Genomic DNA, 19,020 nt, shown 5'->3' with positions numbered 1-19,020 from the left:
TTATCATAAATATTTATAATCAAGATTTTGCCCTTCCCGTAAAGAAGGGCTTTTTCTTTTTAAACCAATTCACTAAATCACAATATTCATTCAAGGAGCAACCTATGAAACAATGTATTAAAACAATCACTTGGAAATTTAAGGATACGAGTGAATCATATCCGGAGCTTAAAGACAAACAGGTTAAGGTAACATCTCCCTCAGATATCTATGAGAACTTTAACTTTCTATTTGCAGGAGAAGTAAAAGAAAGGTTTGTAGTTTTTGGTTAAGCTCAAATAATAAAGTTATAGGCTTTGAGATAATTTCAGAGGGTTTATTAAACAGCAGTTTAGTTCACCCAAGAGAAGTATTTCGAGGAGCCATTGTAGCAACATGTGCAAATATAATTATCGCCCATAATCATCCGTCCGGCAATCTGGAGCCATCAAGAGAGGATATAAATATTACAAAGAAATTAGTGGAAGCAGGCAAAATTGTAGACATTTCAGTTTTAGATCATGTCATATTTACGGATAATGGATTTACATCATTTGTGGAGCAGAGAATTATATAGAATATTAATAATGTGAATATTAAAATACTCTTTGAAAAAAAGAATAATATATTTAAGTTTAATTTATAGTCATGAAGTTTATAATACTGAAAAATTAGTCTTATTAATTTTATTAGAAGTAGACTTCCCGCTATAAATATAATTTAGTAGATTACTTGCTGTATAACACTTAATTTGGTGGTTTATCTGCAGTAAACTTACAAATATGACTTAAACTTTATATAATTGCGTATAGAAATAAGTTAGCAGTCATACAAATTAATAACCAAAAATAAAATAATCATGAATCCAATTAACAATGCATCTCAAATGACAATGATATTGATATTCATTGTCCTACAAACTGTAAAAGTCTTTGGACAAGTTCCACCTCCAGGTAAATATGATACAACCAATTATTCTGAAGACAGAAAATTCATTAATTCTATCTCAAATATTTTCGACCCTGCACTGTCTTTAAATGACAATTCAATTAGTATTGGCGCAGATGGTTCAATAGCTTACGGCCTCGAAGAAGAATTAAAAAAATTTGAAAGAAACGGCATGACCTTCAAATCAGTGGTATCCGTTCCCGGGACAGAACTTGTTAGAATTTTCAATGGTCATACAGCCATAAAAACAAAAATTGCTGATGTGGTTTTTTCAACGCCAGACGGTGATTTACATTTTAAAGTAATTAGAGCAGAAACTTATATTAAAGATAACGGAAAATGGTATTATGTTCTTGGACAAGGAACAAACTTTATGACCCAAGCAGAGTTTGATGAATATAAAAAAGCTCATACTACTAAAAACTAATCAAGATTTTAATGTATAATTGCCAACATCGGTTTGGCAAAAGGCGGGCTGATGTGCTTCTTAGAAACATTTGTGCAAGGTTCAACATTTGTGCTTCGTATGAACAGTAGTGCTAAAAATCCTCAACAAAACATAAGCGAAACGTTGTACACTATATCAAAAACCTTAAAATAAATAATATGAATATTGAAATCAGACCATTAACCAAAGATTTAAAAGACCAATATTTATTTCTTTTTGATAATATGATTCACAAAGAAAACCCTGAATGGTCAAAATGCTACTGTAACGACTATCATTTCCTTGGAAATGTTGAGACTTGTACACGTGAATTAAGTCGTACTCTGATAATTAATCGTATAAATGATGATGAGCTACAAGGCTATTTAGCTTTTGAAAATGATAAACCAATTGGATGGTGTAATGCAAACAACCGATCAAATTATCAAAGACTATTAAGGGACTATGATTTAATCGATAACCCTGATGACAAGGTTTATTCAGTTGTTTGTTTTTTAATACATCCCGATTATCGAAGACAAGGGATTACTCAAAAAATTCTTGAAAAAATTATTACTGAGCATTCAAATACAGACTATGATTATATTGAAGCATATCCCAAAAAAGGAGAAACGAGCAATAGTAATTTTAATGGTCCCTTGGAATTATTTAAAAGAAATGATTTCAAGATTCATAAAGAGCATGATGCTTATTATGTAATGAGAAAAAAACTAAAATGAATACGTTGCACAACATCACATATAAGTCATTGCAGAAAAGAGTGTTATTCAAAGTTTTTTATATATTTGCAATGAGCCAACGCAAATGCCAACTTTTGTGAAAAACCAAAATGAAGTGTCCCGAAAGCTTTAGGGATTAACCCGCCATTGCTCAGAGCCGCGACCGATAAGAAACTTTCAAGCATTAAAAATTAATTTAGTTTTAACCCTTCCCTTAAAGAAGGACTTTTCATTTTAAACCAATTAATTATAATATTTACAATTTAGGAGCATCAAATTGGTTCACTCAAGGGAAATATTTCGCGGAGCCATTGTAGCAACATGTGCAAATATAATTATCGCTCATAATCATCCTTCAGGAAATCTGGAACCATCAAGAGAAGATATAAATATTACTCAGAAATTGGTTGAAGCCGGCAAAATTGTAGACATTTCAGTTTTGGATCATATCATATTTACTGATAATGAATTTACTTCATTTGTTGAGCAGAGAACTATTTAATTCTTTATAGCGTTATCCATTTATATTCATAAACTCTTAATCCATCTTCTCCGTTAGCTAAAAATATTGTGCCGTCGTTACCAATAGCAACATCTTGCGCATTGCCATTAGTGTTGGTATAAGCAGTATTGAATATTTTTGAATTACTTATAAAATAGGCCCTTAATCCATCATTTCCATTTGCAAGAAAAATAGTTCCATCTTTGCTAATTGAGAGTCTATTTGCAGTCCCTCCATTATCAATCATATCAATATTCGAAAAGCTCATACCGTCAAAAGAATAAATATTTAAACCAGCTATACCACCCGCAACAATTATCCTTCCTTCATTATCAATTACAATATCATTAGCGTATCCTTCAACTTGGGCTGTTTTTGTGAATCTAGTACCGTCAAACGAATATGCTTTGATACCGTTATAGGAATTTGCTAATATAACTGTTCCATTGGAACTTAAAGTGATGCCATTTGCACAGCCTTCTATTACTTCTAATTGCGCTTTAAAAGTAAAATCTAAACCATTAAATGAATATGCGCGCAAACCTTCACAATAATTCGCAATATAAATTATTCCGTTCGGTCCTTCAATCAAATCAAGCCCATTTACACCATTTTTAGTGTGAGCAATTTTACTAAATGAATATCCATTATAGTTGTATGCATTTAATCCTTCATCGCCTCCTTCCCCAACATTTAGCAAAAGGAAAAGAGTATTTTCTTTACTTACTAAAACTCGACTTACATAACCACCCAAATATTTTTCAGCAGTTTTTATTAACATAGAATCACTATAGTTATAAGCAAATAATCCGTTTCTTCCAGTTGCAAGAAAAATAGTTCCAGAATTATTTACAGCAACTCCAACAGCGCTAAACCCATCATTTATGTGAGCAGTATTCAATAAAATTCTTTCTATACCTTGGATATTACTTTTAACACTATCACCATTTTCATTTATTGCAATAATTTGATAATATAAAATATTCAAGGATTGATCCAACACAACTGTATAATTATCCATAAATGGATCTGTAATAGTTACAACATGGTCTGAATTCATCATTTCTTTATTTAATGAGCTATTGATTATATACTTTGAAAATTTAATCCCAAAATCCCATCCAATACTTATTGAATTATTTTCAACTAATATTTCTTTTAGCTGTTCAAAAGGACCATGAAAGAATTGTACAAATTCTTCATCCTCTCTACTATCTTTCGTATATATTTTGCATTTCAAAATATGAAATCCATATTTTATTCTGTTTGTATTTGTTTCGATTGTAAAAGGAATTTTACTACTTGAAGCTACTAGTGAATCATCAATAAATACATCCATAATTTTTAAATTAAACTGGGTGCTAGAATCTTTAGGTACTATTTTAATTGAAAAATTACCATCGACTATTTCATTTTGTTTTGGACCCTTTATTTCAATTCCAAAATTAATACCCAATCGATCAAAATTATTATCACGTTTAAATTCGGATGGATGCTCACAGTTTATTAATAACAATGCGAAAACTATAGTCAGTGATAAAGTTTTAATAATATTTTTCATTTATTATGTTTTAGAATTTTATTGAATAATTAATTCCCATTTGATTTCTTCCTAAATGCATTGAAAATCCTTGTAATAAACTTTTTTTACCTGTCTGACGATATCCTCCATCCGGGTCGATTAATAATGCATCTAAAATATTGATTAGATAAATGCCTAAAGTCGTATAGATTAGTATATCTCTAATTTTCGCATCGTTTTTTGCTAGACTATAAAATTTCTTTGCTTTATTTGCATTTTCTAAAATTGGATATATAATCTTGCCATCAATAAGAATTGATTTATCTTTACTAGCATTATACAATAGTTTATATTCTTTATAAATATCATTATTGTCTTCAAATGAATCATTATATTTAACAGCTAAACCAAGACAAGTCGCTGTTAGTCCAATATACATATAACCTCTAAATGTATGACCCTTATATATTTGACTTGCTCCAGGGGAAAAACTTAATAATTGCGACCAAGATTTCTCTGGTTTATTATAAATTAAAATTGTTTGAAGTTGTTTTGAAGTAATATTTATTGTTCTAGTTGAAGTGCCTGCTAAAGTATTTTTAGATTCAATTATGTATTTGCCTTCTTCAAAGTCTTTTGATATTGATCCTTTACCGAAGTATTCTCCGTTTACAAACAATTCAGAATCATCATCAGTATATATAACAGTATTTATTTTTGATTTAATCCATGGATAACTACTTCTTTTATAATTATTCTTATCTTCTATTTTAGTCATAAAGTTGCATGTAAATGATTCGGTTTTACCTTCTTCAATATTCACTTCAAATTCATAGTCTTCATAATCCTTTGATATGATAATCAATTCATGTCTACCAACAGATAGTGTTATGATACTATCGCTAATAATTTCAATAATGTTTTCATAATTCTTATCAATGATGAAATAATATGAATTTATATTTATATGTTGGATTATTTTTAATTGACCAAAATCACTATTATTTTTCAAATCTTCTTGAGCTTGTAGAATTGCAAAAACAAAAAATAAACTGAATAGCAACTTTTTCATAGTTTTTCCGAGATGTAGAACAATATTAAAATATTATTAATATTAAAATATAAAATTATAATAATATTTTAGTATAATATTTAATTCTTTTAACTGAAGCAAATTATAATTTTATAAAAACTTTCAATTCTTAAATATATCGTTTAAAATAATATTTTATTTAGTACAACCCTAATCCCAACCCCAATCAATCCAATTCAACAATCAACTAAAACAAAAAGGAGGCATCAGAATGTACACACCGGCTCTATCTGAGGAGCTAATCAGGAAACTTTATCAACTTAAGCAGGTTGAGAAAAGACCAATGACTGTTTTAATCAATGAAGCAGTTGAGATGTATTTAAATAACAAAGTAAATAACAATAATATTCAAGGAGGTAGTAGTGGAAACAGAAATTAATTTTATGGATGAACTATTGGCAGAAGTTGAAATTAAAGAGGAATTACAGTCTGAAGCATATTTTGATTTATTAATTAAAAAGATTTCAGGATTGGAATCTCAAATCAGCAGGAATTTCAAAATAGCAGAGGAAGAAGTTAAAATAATAAATGATTTCTATCTGAAGAAGAATTCTAAAATTAAAGAAGCCATAGACGGTCTCGAGCGCATTTTGGAAGAATATATTCGTGAAAAAAATCGTCTTGATCCCAATGTGAAAACAATATCATTCCTAAATGGTATTCTAAAACTTCATAAGAAACCAGACCGAATAGAAATATCAGATTTGGATTTATTCTTAAAATCCGCAACAAATGATATTCTCACTATTGTACCCGAATCTATTAAACCCAATCTCACAAAGATTAAAGCATTGATGAAATACAGCGGAAGATCAATTCCATGTGTTTCTAAGATTTAAGTAGTGAGGAATACAAAATAATTCTATGCTCTGCAAAAATTACAACGAAATTGTTTTGTGAAGAATTTGTACAATAGTTATGTAAGTAATTCTAAAATCAGTTCAATTCAGGAGAAATAACGTCTTAAATGTATTTTATTTCTGAATTGGCAACATCCTAAAAATGTTAGGATTTTAATGTTAGATCTTAATTGAGGTATTTAAAAAAAATGACAAAAAATGACAGTCTAGAAAATTATTTATGTGAAATAATTTCTTCTTTCAAATCTGAAATAAAATTTTTTATATCACTTTCATAAATAATTTTTGTTTGAATTTTCCCTGCATCAATTAATAATTTTTCTTTTATCAGGTTGTAAATATTATCTTCCAGTTTATTAGATGGATATTTAGTTAAAAAATTTAATGATATTATTTTTTCCGAAGTAATAAGCTCTCTTAAAATTCCATCCCATCGATAAATTTTGTTTTTTAATCTATCTTGTTCAACATAATCGAATGATATTGGTTTGTAAATATTTAATTTACCATTTGTCCAACAAAGGTTAAAATGAAAGGAATCATTTTCGGTAGAGATAAATTCTTCATTTAATTTTTCTGTAATGAGATTTTCATCAAAATACTTTTTATAAACTTGTTGCCAAACTTCTTCATCCGAAAATGATTTTTTATCATAGGTAAATTCATATTTTCGAATGATTTTATTGGATAAATTCTCTAGTGCATTTTCTAATTCAATTGTTCTACCAAATTTAGTTTCACTGAAATAAAGTGCTGAATCATCTTTAGGCAAAATATAATTACAAATTTTTTCAAGACTATCTAATCCATCTAAATTTAATTCACTTTTTAATTTTTTATCAATTTTTATTATTGTTGTGTTTAAACCTTGTATTAGGTTTTTTATCCTGCGGCCATCTATACCATGAAAAAAGTCTGAAAGTCGTTTTGCATTTTCAATAAACTTTGCTTGTAACGACTTTTCTTCTTTTGAATATAAAATTACACCAACATTTATAAATTCACCAGTAACTTGGTCATGTAAATACCGTAATATTGAAAACTCGTATGTTTTCATGCTAATACCTTTTCCATTTCCTTACAATAAATTTCTAAATTAGAAACTCTATTCTGCACATAATTTTTTATGTCAATATACTTACCATGTAAATAATTATCGGGAATTATTTTTTCAACTTTATACCAAAAATTATCATTTATTTTATTAAACTTTTCAACATAAAATTCAGATGAAAATTTTTTCTTTTTTAAAAAAGAGAAAAAAATATGATTTTCAAGTAAAAATAAATCTTGTTGAGTTAATTTCCAAGGTGTCGGATTTTTATAACCAATTAAATCTGTGAAACTAAATGCAAGTTCGTGATCTAAAATTAAAATATCAAGACCATTAGTAAGCATATTTGGTTTATTTATTGTTCTATCCGGATTTTCAATAAATAAATCAAAAACCAAAATTGACTGGATTTGATTAAACAAACTTTTCTTATTAAAATCGTCTTGATTCCAAACGGGCATACCTTCAAAGTACAAGTTTCCAAAATTAAGTCCAATACTTTTTGTCATTGTTTCATAAGAAATAAGACCTTTGAATAGTAATAACGATGAACTATCAATGCTAATTAGTACTGGAGTAGGAGTAAAATAGCCTAATTCAATCGCAATAAGAGAGGCAACTAATTCTTTAGTTATTGCATCACCATACATTCTTGAAGCTCCGGTAGGTTTTAAAACATAACTTCTGTTAACACCATCTTTTAAATTTCTACCTTCAATTAAAATAGGTTTGTTTTGTGAATATTGGAATTCCTTATGAATAACTTCTGGAAATATTATTGGTATGCTAAAATCTGAATCAGTTATTTGTCCCATGATTTTTCTATAACATAAGTATTCATAGTTTAAGGTTTAAATTATTATTTAAATTACATTAAGACAACTATTTTTTTTTTGATAAATCAAGAGTATTTGTGCTTAATTTGTGCGGTATGTCTGTAAGTTGTTGTTTTTATTGATAAATGGCGGAGAGGGCGGGATTCGAACCCGCGGTAGAGTTTAACCCCTACGACGGTTTAGCAAACCGTTGGTTTCAGCCACTCACCCACCTCTCCAATTAGCTGAATTTCAAATTTTGAAGTCAAAATATATGAATAAAATCTGAATAACAAAAATCAAAATTAGATTTAAGAATCTTTACAATAATTATTATCAACTTCCTCTCAAAGCACTTACAATATTTAATCTGGCAGCTCTAAACGCTGGGAAAATTCCGCCGACAAATCCCATTGAAATTGCAAAAATAAAACACGAAATAATTATTTGCGGGTTTAGTGCAAATGAAAATGATAAATCTGCAAATGAATTCCAATTTAATGTTGAGATTGTTAAAAACTGTAAAAATGATGCAAAGAATAATCCAATTGCAGCACTAATAATTGCTATCAATAATGATTCAGTAACGAAAACCGTTAAAATACTTCTTCTGCTAAATCCCAAAGAGCGCATAGTTCCAATCTCAATTGTACGATTTGAAACTGCCGCATACATTGTAATTGCTGCTCCAATAATTGCTCCAAAGCTGAAAATTATTGTAATGAATGTTCCAAGAATTCTAATAAATGTTGCTAAAATTTCTGATTGCATTTCGAAAAATCTTTGCTCGGACATAACTTCAAATTGTAATAATCTTTTATCCGTTAAAAATGAATGTTTGAATTTTTCGAAGTTATTTTCATTATCTAATTTTAATGTAATTGTAGAAACAGTATTTCCGCGATTAAAAGCATTTAAAAGTTGTGATGCATCACCCCAGAGTTCTGATTCAAATCCGCTACCGTTTGCTTCAAAAGTTCCCACAATTTTCCAATTTGCTCCGGCAATTTTTAGTTCACTGCCAATTTGTGCTCCATCAAATTTATTTGAAATAGATTTCCCAACAATTAGTTCACGTAAATTGGGATTGAACATTTTTCCCTCAATCATTTTTACTTGAGGACGTAAATCTTTAACTACTTGAGAAACACCTCGCAAAGTAATATTGCTCATACCGCCATCTTTAATTTCTAAATTTATAATTAAAACCGGCTCTTCAGAAATTAAAAGTTTACCATTAGCGTTTTTTGCAATGTGAGGAAGTGCTTTAATTATATTTTGTGTGTCTCCATCAATTAAGCTTGAAATTTCTCCTTGCGAAGATTTTCTTTGAACTTTAACATTATCTTTTTCACCGGTTGCAACCAAAGTTTTTTCAACACCAAATGCCATCATCAAAACTGCGGCAAACACAAATACAACAAGTGCAATACCGGTAATTGTTATAATTGTTGTAAGTTTTCTGGTTTTGAAATTTTTTATCATATATTTAAATGGAACGGCCATTTTTACTCCTAAAAATTTTTCAGAATTTTGTGAAAATTCAATTTTCGAGTTAAACAAAATTTATCCAACATATCTAAATCCATCTACAATTTTTGTGCTTAAAGATTTTTGAATAGGGAAGATTGCTGAAACAATTCCCACTAATAATGTTGCGATAACTGCCAAAATTATTGTAATTGGTTCGATATAGAAAAATGGGAAAAAACCCTTTGGCATTGCTTGTTCAAATCCGGCAACAAGCGGAAAGGTTAGAAATAATCCAATTCCACCGCCAATAAATGAAATGAGCAAAGATTCGCCAAGAATTAATCCAACTAAATGCTTTGCAGAAAATCCCAGAGTTTTTAGAACTGCATATTCTCGAGTTCTTTCTCTTGCCGCCATTATCATTGTGTTTGCAAGAACTAACATTATAATTCCGATAATTGCAAATGACATAATATTCATCGCACTAATAATTGCACCGGATGCTGAAACAAATCCTTGCGTAAAAGCTTTTTCTGTTTCTGTTTTAGTTTCGGCAATTGAATTTTTAAACTGCGCATCAATTTTTGCAGAAATATTTGCAGAATTTTTTGGATCATCAACTTGCACAATATACCAGCCGGTTTCGTTAGCTCTGGTTGGGCTCTCAACAAGCATTCGCTCATTTAAATAAGTTGAGTGAAATAACATTTGCGTTGCATCTGTATTTTTATCTCGTGGTTTGTAAATCCCTTTAACTTCAAATTCCCATCTTCCGGGATAAATATCACCATCTAAAACCATTTGATCGCCAACTTTTATCTTATATTGATTTGCAATTTGAGAGCCAATAATACAAGAATTTCTATTTTTTTTATATTCATCCAGCTCATTCTTGGAAATTATAAATTCCGGGAAAAGTTCAAAATAATTATCATCAACAGCCATTCGTGCAAAAAAATTATCTTTATTCTTGTAAACTCCGCCAAACCAATTTGCTCCGCTAATATTTGTAACTCCCGGAACAGATAAGATTTTATCCTTATGTGCATTGGGTAAAGGATAGATAAAAGAAATTGCTTGTCGCGTAATTAATCTGTTTGCGCTTGCAGCATCAACGCTTGAATCCCAAATTGTAACAACAGTTCGTAACAATCCGAAAGCAATAATTGCAATTGCAATTCCGGAAATTGTAAGAATTGATCTCAATTTATGTCTTAATGCATTTTTAAAAATTAATTTTAATACTTTCATAATCCCTCACTAATTTTTTCCGTTTGAGGATAATTCACCTTTTTCAAGATGCAGTAATCTTGATGCTTTTTCTGCTGCGTGCGGATCGTGTGTTACCATCACAATTGTTTTGTTAAACTCTTTGTTTAATCGATCCATCAAAATTAAAATTTCATTTGCGGAATTTTTATCAAGATCGCCGGTTGGTTCATCCGCAACTAGAAGTGAAGGATCTGTAACTATTGCACGGGCAATTGCAACACGCTGTTCTTGACCTCCGGAAAGTTGTTTGGGATAATGATGAATTCTATCGCCAAGTCCCACAATAGTTAAAGCAGTTTCCACATGTTTCTTTCTTTCTGCTTTGGAAAGTTTTGTGAGAAGCAAAGGAAGTTCAACATTTTCAAATGCTGTTAAAACGGGTATTAAATTGTAGAATTGAAAAATAAATCCAACATTTGAAGATCGCCATTTTGCCAAAGCCGATTCACTTAGTTTTGCAATATCAGTATTTGCAACAGTTACGTTCCCATTCGTGGGTCTATCAATTCCGGCGATAATATTTAACAAAGTTGTTTTTCCCGAGCCGGAAGGTCCCATAAGTGCTAGAAATTCACCTTCTTTAACATTTAAGGAAAGTTCATTTAACACAGGAATTTCTAAACTGTTCCTCCAATATGATTTAGATAATTTTTTTACTTCAATAATATCTGACATAATTTCCTCTCAAACTTATTTATTAATTTTTACTTTTATTCCTTCCTTAATATTTTCATTGAGATTATCAATGATTTCTTCACCAACTTCTACACCGCTTAAAATTTCTATAAATTCGTTAAAATCTTTACCAGTATTAACGATTACCTTATATGCTTTATTATCTTTTATTTTGAAAACTACATTTTGATTATTCTCAATTTTCATCGCGGATTTAAGAATTACCAAACTTGGTTTTTCTTCAACAATTTCATTCTGCATTGCTTCACGCAAGAATAAAACTTTTGCACTCATTTCCGGTAAAACTTTTTTATCATAATTTTTGAACCCAACTTTTACCATAACTGTTGCTTTCCCTCTATCAGCTGTGGGAACAATTTTAGCAACAAATCCAGCATAATTAAAATTTGGATAGGCATCAATTGTAATTTGACATTCTTGGTTTGGTTCAATTTTTTCAATATTAGATTCACTAACGTCAGCTTCAACTTGAAGCGAAGTCATATCGGCAATTGTTACAACAGCAGATTTTGAATTTACACTTGCAGCAAAAGGAGCAACAATTTCTCCGACATCTGCATTTTTACTTAAAACAGTTCCATCAAATGGAGCGCGGATTATTGTATTTTCCATTGCAACTTCTGCTGCAAGCAATGTAGCTTTTGCAACATCTATAGATGCCAGAACTTTATAGTAATTTGATTCCGCTAAATCTAATGCCATTTCACTTGATAATTTTGATTCGTTTAATTTTTTTTCACGATTAAAATTATTTTCAGCTTCCTTTAATGATGCTTCGTTAAGTTTTAAATTTGCTTTTGCTTGTTCATATTGAGCTCTAATATCATTATCCTCTAATCTTGCAATAATTTGATTGCTTTTAACTTGATCGCCTTCAACAACTCCCAAATAAACTAATCTTCCGGTTCCTTTCGATGCAATTGCAGCTTTACGTTGAGCAACTACATAACCGCTTGCAGTAAGCACAGCACTGCTTTGAGCATTGGATTGCAAAACTGCGGTTGTAACTTTTACTTCAACTTCCGGAGAAGTTAAATTTTTCCAGCCAATGTAAATTCCGGTTATAACTGCAATTAATAATATCGAGTAAATTATAAATCTTACGTTTCTACCTTTCAATTCTGGATTAACATTTTTCTTTGTTCTGTCAATTCTCAATGAAGATAAATCAGCTTTTTGTGTTTCCATCATTTTCTCAAAAATATTCTAGATTATTGTTTATGAAACTTCTTAAACTTTTTTCAAAGGTTCAAATTAAGTTATTGTAAAAATATTGTGAACTCTTAAATTATTTCAGATGTATTCGGTAAATGATAAATTTTTCTCGGTGAATACAAGAATTTTTACAAAGAGTAAATTCCTTTCTTAGATATTTTATATTTGTGAAGGATTTTCGACTTTTGATTGAAAATATAATTGAAATGTTTTTATTATGCTAAATATTTTTAGATTGATTTAGCAACTTTTCAATTTTGAATTTCAACTCATCTTTATAAGGAATTGCCTGCTGAAATATATTTTCGGCTTTGTAAAATTCGTGAACACGTACATTTTGAATATCTATTTTAATTAAAATATCCGGCTGTGATTGTTTTAACTTTTCGGTAACAATTGAATTTTGCATAATCTGAAATGCTGAAAAAAGAATTTCCCAAGCGGGCGGGGAGTAATTTCCGGTTTTTATTTTATTTGCTGAAACATCAATTGCGATTGTTATATCGCATTTATCTTTTATTAAATCATATGGCAGCGGATTTACCATTCCGCCATCAATTAATAATTTCTCACCAAAATTAACCGGAGCAAATAATCCGGGTAATGAATAACTTGCACGCACAGCGGGAATTAATTCACCTCTTCGTAAAATAACTTGTTTCTTTTCCCAGTAATCAGTCGCAACAATTTTTAACGGAATTTTTAAATCTTTGAAATTATTAATTTTTATTGCATTAGAAATTATATTAACAAATTTATCGCCTTTTAACATTCCGCCAATTGAAATGCCGGGATCAATCAGGTTAAACATTTTGGTAATATCAGATTTTTTATGGATTTCCCAAAATCTGCTGTTTTTGTGACGAAGAATATCAAAAACAATATCGTACATTTCGTGAGAAGTTAAACCAGAAGAATAAGCTGCTCCGACAATTGCTCCAATACTTGATCCAGAAATAATTGAGGGTTTAATTCCCAATTCCTCAAATGCTTGAATCATTAAGATATGTGCTAAACCTCGTGCTCCGCCGGAACCAAACGTTATTCCAATTTTTTTCATTATAGAAATTAATTTTTAGGAGTTTGAACAAAATCGGTTTGCGAAATTTTAGTGGCTTCCTTTTTTTGAATAGAGAAATATTTTATACTTACGCGAAAAACAGAATAAACAAGTAAAATTATAGCGAAGATTAAAAGTATGAAAATCATATAACTTGCATATAACATTGCTTTTTCAAATTCATCAATAGTGATCGATTCAGCAATTAAATTTTTTACTACCATATAATTTATAAACTGCCAAGTAAGCGCAAGAAATGCAATAATCAAAACTGTAATTGAGCGATTACGTGTTTTTCTAATTAAATTTTCCATTCAAAATTTCCTTACCTAAACTTTTTGAAATACAGAATCCAAAATAGTTCCATCAACCCATTTAACAACTGCAACAACTTTTTTCTTATTAACCTTTGGTTTTGCTGGAACACCGCCGCAAATTTCATTTACTTCGTTGTAAATTTCTTTTATAGTTTTGATAGGTAATTTAGTATTCTTTACAGCTTCAATCAAATCTTTTCTTTTGGGATTAATTGCAATTCCTCGCTCGGTTACAATTACATCTATTAATTCTCCGGGCCCGCACAAAGTTGTAACTTCATCAACAATTACGGGAATGCGATCTCTGAAAGAGGGAATTGCTAAAATTGTACATTTTGAGAATAAACAATTTTGCCATCCGCCAATTCCGTGTAATAAATATCCATCGGAATGTGTAACCACATTTGCATTAAAATTTAGATCAACTTCAGTTGCGCCCAAAACTACAGCATCCAAAATTGATGCAAAATTTCCTTTACCATGATAATTATAACTTGTGAAAGGAGAAGTATTTACATGATTTGCATTTTCATGCATTGATCGAACACCTTCCAAATCAAAAGTTTGTCCATCTAAAATATAATCTGTTAATCCTTCTTCCAACATTTCTACTAAATATTTTGTGCTACCACCACGAATAAATCTTGCTTTAATATTTTTTGCTTTCATTTTTTCTTTGAGGAAAAGTGCAAAAGCCAAATTTGTTCCTCCGGCTCCGGCTTGAAATGAAAATCCATCTTTTAATATTCCGGCATCTTCAAAAAATTGAGCAACATATTCTGCAATTAATAATCTATCGGGACTTTTCGTAACTTCAGTAGTTCCGGAAACAATTTTTGATGAATCTCCAAGCGAATCTGTCTGCACAACAAAATCAACATTATTTCCTTGAATCTGCCAAGGAATGCAAGGGAAGGGAACGAGATTATCCGTTACAACAATTACACGATCTGCATATTCCGAATCGCCAAGTGCAAAACCTAATAATCCGCATGCAGATTTTCCTTGATCTCCAGTTGCGTTTCCAAAAGGATCTGCAGTTGGAGCGGCAATTACTGCAATATCATTATGTACTTCACCATCTTGAATAGATTGATATCTTCCGCCATGCGAACGTAGAACTCCAATTCCTTTCATTTTTCCATCAGTCGTAAATTTTCCTAAAGGTCCGTTCATGCTTCCTTCAATGTGATGAATTGTTCCATCTTCCAAATATTGAATTAAATGTTGGTGGCAAGGAAAGGAAGCGCTCGGAAACCATCGAATATTTTTGATTCCCATTTTTTTTACTGTATCAAAAAGCTGATTTGTAAGAACATCACCATTTCTTAAGTGATGATGTGTGGAAATAGTCATTCCGTCTTTCAATCCGGATTTTTTTAATGCTTCTTCTAAACTTGAAACTAATTTATTACCATCTTCCGGATAATCAATACAAGTTCTAATTGGCGGTTTTGCTTTGTTTCCTTTTGGTCTAAATTTGCCAATTCCTTTATATGGAATTTCATCACGTTTATTTACTTTTGTTGGAACAAATCTTCCGGCGGAATTTTTAACTAATTTCATTTGATTTCCAATTTTTATCTAACAAATTATTTTCAACCGCAAGTTTGATTGTTTTTTCTGCACGTTTAACTATTGGCGCATCAATCATTTTACTTCCTAACGATACAACTCCTAAACCTTTTGATTTTGCTTCATCGAAAGCTATAACAATTTTTTTAGCTTTTTCAATTTCATTTATTTCTGGAAGAAAAGCTTCATTTATAACTTTTATTTGTCGGGGATGAATGCAACCTTTTCCTTCAAAACCCAATTGTTTAGCTTCTAGAACACTTTTACGCAAGCCTTCCATGTCATTTATATCTGAGAAAACTGTATCAATTGCTTGAATCTTTGCAGCTTTTGCAGCAATAATAATTTGACTTCTTGCATAAAAACTTTCAGTTCCTTCTGCTGTACGTTGAGTACCAATATCGGCAGTGTAATCTTCAAGTCCAACAGCCAAAGCACAATTGTCAATTGAAGCTGTAGCAATTTCGAAAGCTTTTTCAACTCCAAGCGCACTTTCTATAATCGGCATAAAAAATATTTCGTTGGAAATTTTATTTTTACTTTTTATTTCATTTACAATTTCTTCAGTTTCTAAAACTTGATCTTTAGATTCACATTTTGGAATTAAGATAAGATTTACATTATGCGGAATTATAAATTTTAAGTCCTCTAAACCTTTTGGTAATTGGTTAATTCTCACCATTCTTTCAGCACCATAGAAATTTATATTTCTTAATGCATTTCTTACTATTAATTGTGCAGAATCTTTTTCGGTTGGAGAAACGCTATCTTCTAAATCAAGAATAATTCCATCCGGGGAATGAAGTCCGGCATTGGGATAAAATTTTGGTTCATTTCCGGGAAGATACAAACGGCTTCTTCGTAATTTATCTTTAGAAGTTGAATACAAATTATTTTTATTCATTGGCAATAAAAATTCATCAGTAATTTCCGGATGTAATCTTTTAATTGCAGATTCAAATCGAGCAGAAATTGTAAATGGCAAAGCTCCGGAATCTTCGCACAAAATATTTGCATTTTTAATTTTGAAATACTTGCACATTTCCAAAAGCATTGATTTTATTGAGCTTCCGTACATTACATCAACTTTACTTTTCAGATCAATTTTAATTCCACCGGAATTTGTTTCTTCAATTTCGATGTAACAATCAGATCTAACTTTTGGTCCTTGTTGACCGGCGAATGATTTTTGCATAAAACTCTCTTGAATTGTTAAACTGATAAATTGCTTAATTGTTAAAAGCAATTTGAATCAAATTTGTAATTTATTATTCGTAAAACTAATTAAAGAATTTATTGATTTGGGTAATTTTTGGAGTTCATTGAAAATATAATTGTATTGATCCTTAGTTAATAAATTCCTCACTATTGATTTTTGATTCCAGTCCAATGATTCAAAGACCGAACCAAAACTTATTCGATAAAATCTGATTTTATCCTTTTTTGAATATCTTCCAAAACCTTCAGCAATATTTGCAGAGATAGAATCAACTGCATCGACATATTGTTCTCCAATTGTTTTCTTTGCAAAAATATCCCAAGTAATTACAATATCCCAAATATAGTTACTTAAATTGAAAGCAATTTTATATGCTTCGATATCATTTAATTTTAAGAATTTTTTTGGTTCATTTTCCATTATAAATCTCTAAATTATTATTGAATTGTCATATAACTAAATTGTTGAAAGATTAAATTTTATTGGAAGAAAATTTAAAACAACCATTTAGCCATTTAACAATTAAGCAATTTAGCAATGCATCAATTTCACAATTACACAATTAATTTCTCCATAAATTCTCTTGCAGATAAATTTTCACAATTAAAAATTACACTTTTTATTTCTTTTTGTTTTTCTTCATTTAACCAAGGTGAAGCTAATCCACTAAATTTATTTTCTAAATCTTCCATCGTCATTGGTTCTTTTGGATTTCCTTTCGGATATTCCAAATATTCAGAATATTCTTTTCCGTCTTTTGTTTTTATCACCACTTTTGATGGCTGTTTTGCAGGGAACATTTTTTCAAATTCAATTGAAGGTTCACCTTTAATTTTATCAATTACTTCAAAAATTCTAGAGTCTTTTAATTTTTCTTCACTGAAAGAATTTGTCGTGATTTTTTTATCAACAATTGCAGCCGCTAAACAATAGGGAAGTGAATGATCTGCGGTTTCTCGAGATTCCGGTCTATATTTTGCCGGATCAAAAAGTATATCATAAGCTTGAGCAAATGCCGTAACTCTAACTTCATCAATATCTGTATAGCTCAAATTATTTTCTGTCATAACTTTTATAGCGCAAGATATATGAGTGTGCGTTAAAGCTTCGGTTGGAAATGCCTTCATTCCGCAATCTAAAATTTTAAAATCTTTTCCCAAATTTCCAATTAAAGCATCAACATCCCAACTCCATTTAGAAATTCCATCGCGTCCTTTCATTTCGGTTGGATTTAGATTTTCATCTTTTGCATTCCAACCTATAAATGCATCCATAAATCCTTCTTTTCCTTCGAAAACTTTTTCAGTTCCGCTGAAACCTTTTTGTGCCATTAAAGCTGCAAAAACTCCGGATTGAACAGCCATTGGATCAACTGTATTTTTCATCATTGTTAATTTCCCGGCAGTGGGGCAGCCGATAGTATGATTATGTGAACCATTAATTCCAATTGCATTTACCATTTCATCAACTGTTAATCCTAATAATTTTCCGGCTACAATAGGAGAAACAAATTGTGTTAAAGTTGCATGATGCCATTTCCTTTCACGCACACCGGGCTTTGCAAATAAGCATAGTCTTTGTTCAATTTCGTAAGCTAAAACAATTGCTACAATTACATCTTTCATTGAAGCATTTACAAGTTCTCCAACGGAAAGTGCTGCGGGAATTATATCAGAAGGATGCGAAGGATCATCTTTCCAATAAATGTCATTGAAGTCCAAAGCTCTTATCATTAACGAATTTATTAAAGTTGCATTAACTGCTGGCATTTTATCGCCAAAACCAATTACGGTTGCTTCTTCTTTTCCAGAAATATTTTTATATATATCACGAATAATATTTACGTCTTTAGTTTCTTTAGCACCAAATGCACATCCAATAGAATCATATAAATATCTTTTAACTTCATGTATAACATTTTCCGGTAAATCTTCATATTTCAATCCGATAGAAAATTCGGATAGTATACGAGAAATGGATTTTCCCATAACAAGAATTCCTTATTATTAAATTTTAAAATTAACTATTGCGCCAGTAAGTTTGGTACAACTTTGGGATGTTGAGATATGGTAAATAAATAAATATGCTTTTTGCGATTTTAATTAACATCAATAATTTGCGTTAAATATGATGAAAAATTACATAATAATTATCTAATAAAACAAATAAATTTTCGTCAGTTTTATATTTCCTAACACTCACGTTATAAGAGGTTAATTCTATATTTTTACACAGCCCTAAATCTCCTCTCAA

The 19,020-nt window shown here is 30.2% G+C and carries 21 protein-coding genes and 1 tRNA gene; 7 read left to right on the top strand and 15 right to left on the bottom strand.

The genetic code is table 11. The features are described from left to right. Positions 1–104: 104 nt before the first annotated feature. The 5 genes from IPM32_15380 (at position 105) to IPM32_15360 (ending at position 2,596) form a co-directional block, all read left to right on the top strand. The gene (locus tag IPM32_15380; protein ID MBK8946636.1) at positions 105–272 is read left to right on the top strand and encodes a hypothetical protein; all 168 of its coding nucleotides are present in this window, start codon (positions 105–107) and stop codon (positions 270–272) included. Next, positions 230–556 carry a JAB domain-containing protein gene (locus IPM32_15375; GenBank protein ID MBK8946635.1) on the top strand — a complete coding sequence of 109 codons (327 nt, stop codon included), beginning with the start codon at positions 230–232 and terminating at the stop codon, positions 554–556. The genes IPM32_15380 and IPM32_15375 overlap by 43 nt, the downstream gene beginning before the upstream one ends. A gap of 282 nt (positions 557–838) precedes the next feature. Then, positions 839–1,354: a hypothetical protein gene (locus IPM32_15370; protein MBK8946634.1), complete on the top strand. Its 516-nt coding sequence runs from the start codon at positions 839–841 to the stop codon at positions 1,352–1,354. Between the two features lie 179 nt (positions 1,355–1,533). After that, positions 1,534–2,094 carry a GNAT family N-acetyltransferase gene (locus IPM32_15365; GenBank protein MBK8946633.1) on the top strand — a complete coding sequence of 187 codons (561 nt, stop codon included), beginning with the start codon at positions 1,534–1,536 and terminating at the stop codon, positions 2,092–2,094. A 271-nt stretch (positions 2,095–2,365) separates the two neighbouring features. After that, positions 2,366–2,596 carry a hypothetical protein gene (locus tag IPM32_15360; protein ID MBK8946632.1) on the top strand — a complete coding sequence of 77 codons (231 nt, stop codon included), beginning with the start codon at positions 2,366–2,368 and terminating at the stop codon, positions 2,594–2,596. 4 nt (positions 2,597–2,600) lie between these two features. On the opposite strand, the gene IPM32_15355 is transcribed toward IPM32_15360, so the two are convergent. Together IPM32_15355 and IPM32_15350 are read right to left on the bottom strand one after the other, a co-directional pair. Continuing rightward, positions 2,601–4,157, bottom strand: coding sequence for a hypothetical protein (locus tag IPM32_15355; protein ID MBK8946631.1), 1,557 nt, complete (start codon positions 4,155–4,157; stop codon positions 2,601–2,603). A gap of 10 nt (positions 4,158–4,167) precedes the next feature. Then, complete coding sequence (locus IPM32_15350; GenBank protein ID MBK8946630.1) at positions 4,168–5,190, bottom strand: hypothetical protein; 1,023 nt, start codon at positions 5,188–5,190, stop codon at positions 4,168–4,170. 232 nt (positions 5,191–5,422) lie between these two features. On the opposite strand from IPM32_15350, the gene IPM32_15345 reads away from it, so the two are divergent. Together IPM32_15345 and IPM32_15340 are read left to right on the top strand one after the other, a co-directional pair. Next, a complete protein-coding gene (locus IPM32_15345) occupies positions 5,423–5,590 on the top strand; it encodes a hypothetical protein (GenBank protein ID MBK8946629.1) in 168 nt (55 codons plus the stop codon). Next, positions 5,574–6,050 carry a host-nuclease inhibitor Gam family protein gene (locus IPM32_15340; protein MBK8946628.1) on the top strand — a complete coding sequence of 159 codons (477 nt, stop codon included), beginning with the start codon at positions 5,574–5,576 and terminating at the stop codon, positions 6,048–6,050. The genes IPM32_15345 and IPM32_15340 overlap by 17 nt, the downstream gene beginning before the upstream one ends. A gap of 235 nt (positions 6,051–6,285) precedes the next feature. On the opposite strand, the gene IPM32_15335 is transcribed toward IPM32_15340, so the two are convergent. The 13 genes from IPM32_15335 to IPM32_15275 form a co-directional block, all read right to left on the bottom strand. Then, on the bottom strand, positions 6,286–7,128 hold the full coding sequence (locus IPM32_15335) for a DUF3037 domain-containing protein (protein MBK8946627.1): 843 nt from the start codon (positions 7,126–7,128) through the stop codon (positions 6,286–6,288). Continuing rightward, a complete protein-coding gene (locus tag IPM32_15330; GenBank protein MBK8946626.1) occupies positions 7,125–7,940 on the bottom strand; it encodes a hypothetical protein in 816 nt (271 codons plus the stop codon). Before IPM32_15330 ends, IPM32_15335 begins: the two co-directional genes overlap by 4 nt. A 147-nt stretch (positions 7,941–8,087) precedes the next feature. Next, positions 8,088–8,179 (bottom strand) — tRNA-Ser (locus IPM32_15325). A 97-nt stretch (positions 8,180–8,276) separates the two neighbouring features. After that, entirely contained in the window at positions 8,277–9,446 is a 1,170-nt protein-coding gene (locus IPM32_15320) for an ABC transporter permease (GenBank protein ID MBK8946625.1), read from the bottom strand. Between the two features lie 60 nt (positions 9,447–9,506). Continuing rightward, positions 9,507–10,664 carry an ABC transporter permease gene (locus tag IPM32_15315; GenBank protein MBK8946624.1) on the bottom strand — a complete coding sequence of 386 codons (1,158 nt, stop codon included), beginning with the start codon at positions 10,662–10,664 and terminating at the stop codon, positions 9,507–9,509. A gap of 9 nt (positions 10,665–10,673) precedes the next feature. Beyond that, positions 10,674–11,360 (bottom strand): ABC transporter ATP-binding protein, encoded by a 687-nt coding sequence (locus IPM32_15310; GenBank protein MBK8946623.1) that lies wholly within the window; start codon positions 11,358–11,360, stop codon positions 10,674–10,676. 15 nt (positions 11,361–11,375) lie between these two features. Beyond that, entirely contained in the window at positions 11,376–12,569 is a 1,194-nt protein-coding gene (locus IPM32_15305) for an efflux RND transporter periplasmic adaptor subunit (protein ID MBK8946622.1), read from the bottom strand. 247 nt (positions 12,570–12,816) lie between these two features. Next, positions 12,817–13,656 carry a patatin-like phospholipase family protein gene (locus IPM32_15300; protein ID MBK8946621.1) on the bottom strand — a complete coding sequence of 280 codons (840 nt, stop codon included), beginning with the start codon at positions 13,654–13,656 and terminating at the stop codon, positions 12,817–12,819. 8 nt (positions 13,657–13,664) lie between these two features. Then, positions 13,665–13,970 (bottom strand): hypothetical protein, encoded by a 306-nt coding sequence (locus tag IPM32_15295; GenBank protein MBK8946620.1) that lies wholly within the window; start codon positions 13,968–13,970, stop codon positions 13,665–13,667. 15 nt (positions 13,971–13,985) lie between these two features. Next, positions 13,986–15,539 (bottom strand): citrate lyase subunit alpha, encoded by a 1,554-nt coding sequence (citF, locus tag IPM32_15290; protein MBK8946619.1) that lies wholly within the window; start codon positions 15,537–15,539, stop codon positions 13,986–13,988. After that, the gene (locus IPM32_15285; protein MBK8946618.1) at positions 15,526–16,743 is read right to left on the bottom strand and encodes an HpcH/HpaI aldolase/citrate lyase family protein; all 1,218 of its coding nucleotides are present in this window, start codon (positions 16,741–16,743) and stop codon (positions 15,526–15,528) included. Before IPM32_15285 ends, citF begins: the two co-directional genes overlap by 14 nt. A 57-nt stretch (positions 16,744–16,800) precedes the next feature. Continuing rightward, positions 16,801–17,187, bottom strand: a complete 387-nt coding sequence (locus IPM32_15280; protein MBK8946617.1) for a four helix bundle protein — start codon at positions 17,185–17,187, stop codon at positions 16,801–16,803. A gap of 134 nt (positions 17,188–17,321) precedes the next feature. Beyond that, complete coding sequence (locus IPM32_15275; protein ID MBK8946616.1) at positions 17,322–18,755, bottom strand: MmgE/PrpD family protein; 1,434 nt, start codon at positions 18,753–18,755, stop codon at positions 17,322–17,324. Positions 18,756–19,020 lie beyond the last annotated feature (265 nt).

The sequence above is a fragment of the Ignavibacteriota bacterium genome, from assembly GCA_016716225.1.
Lineage (GTDB): Bacteria > Bacteroidota > Ignavibacteria > Ignavibacteriales > Melioribacteraceae.
Note: the sequence above shows the minus strand (reverse complement) of the source record. Positions and strands in the feature narration are given on the sequence as shown.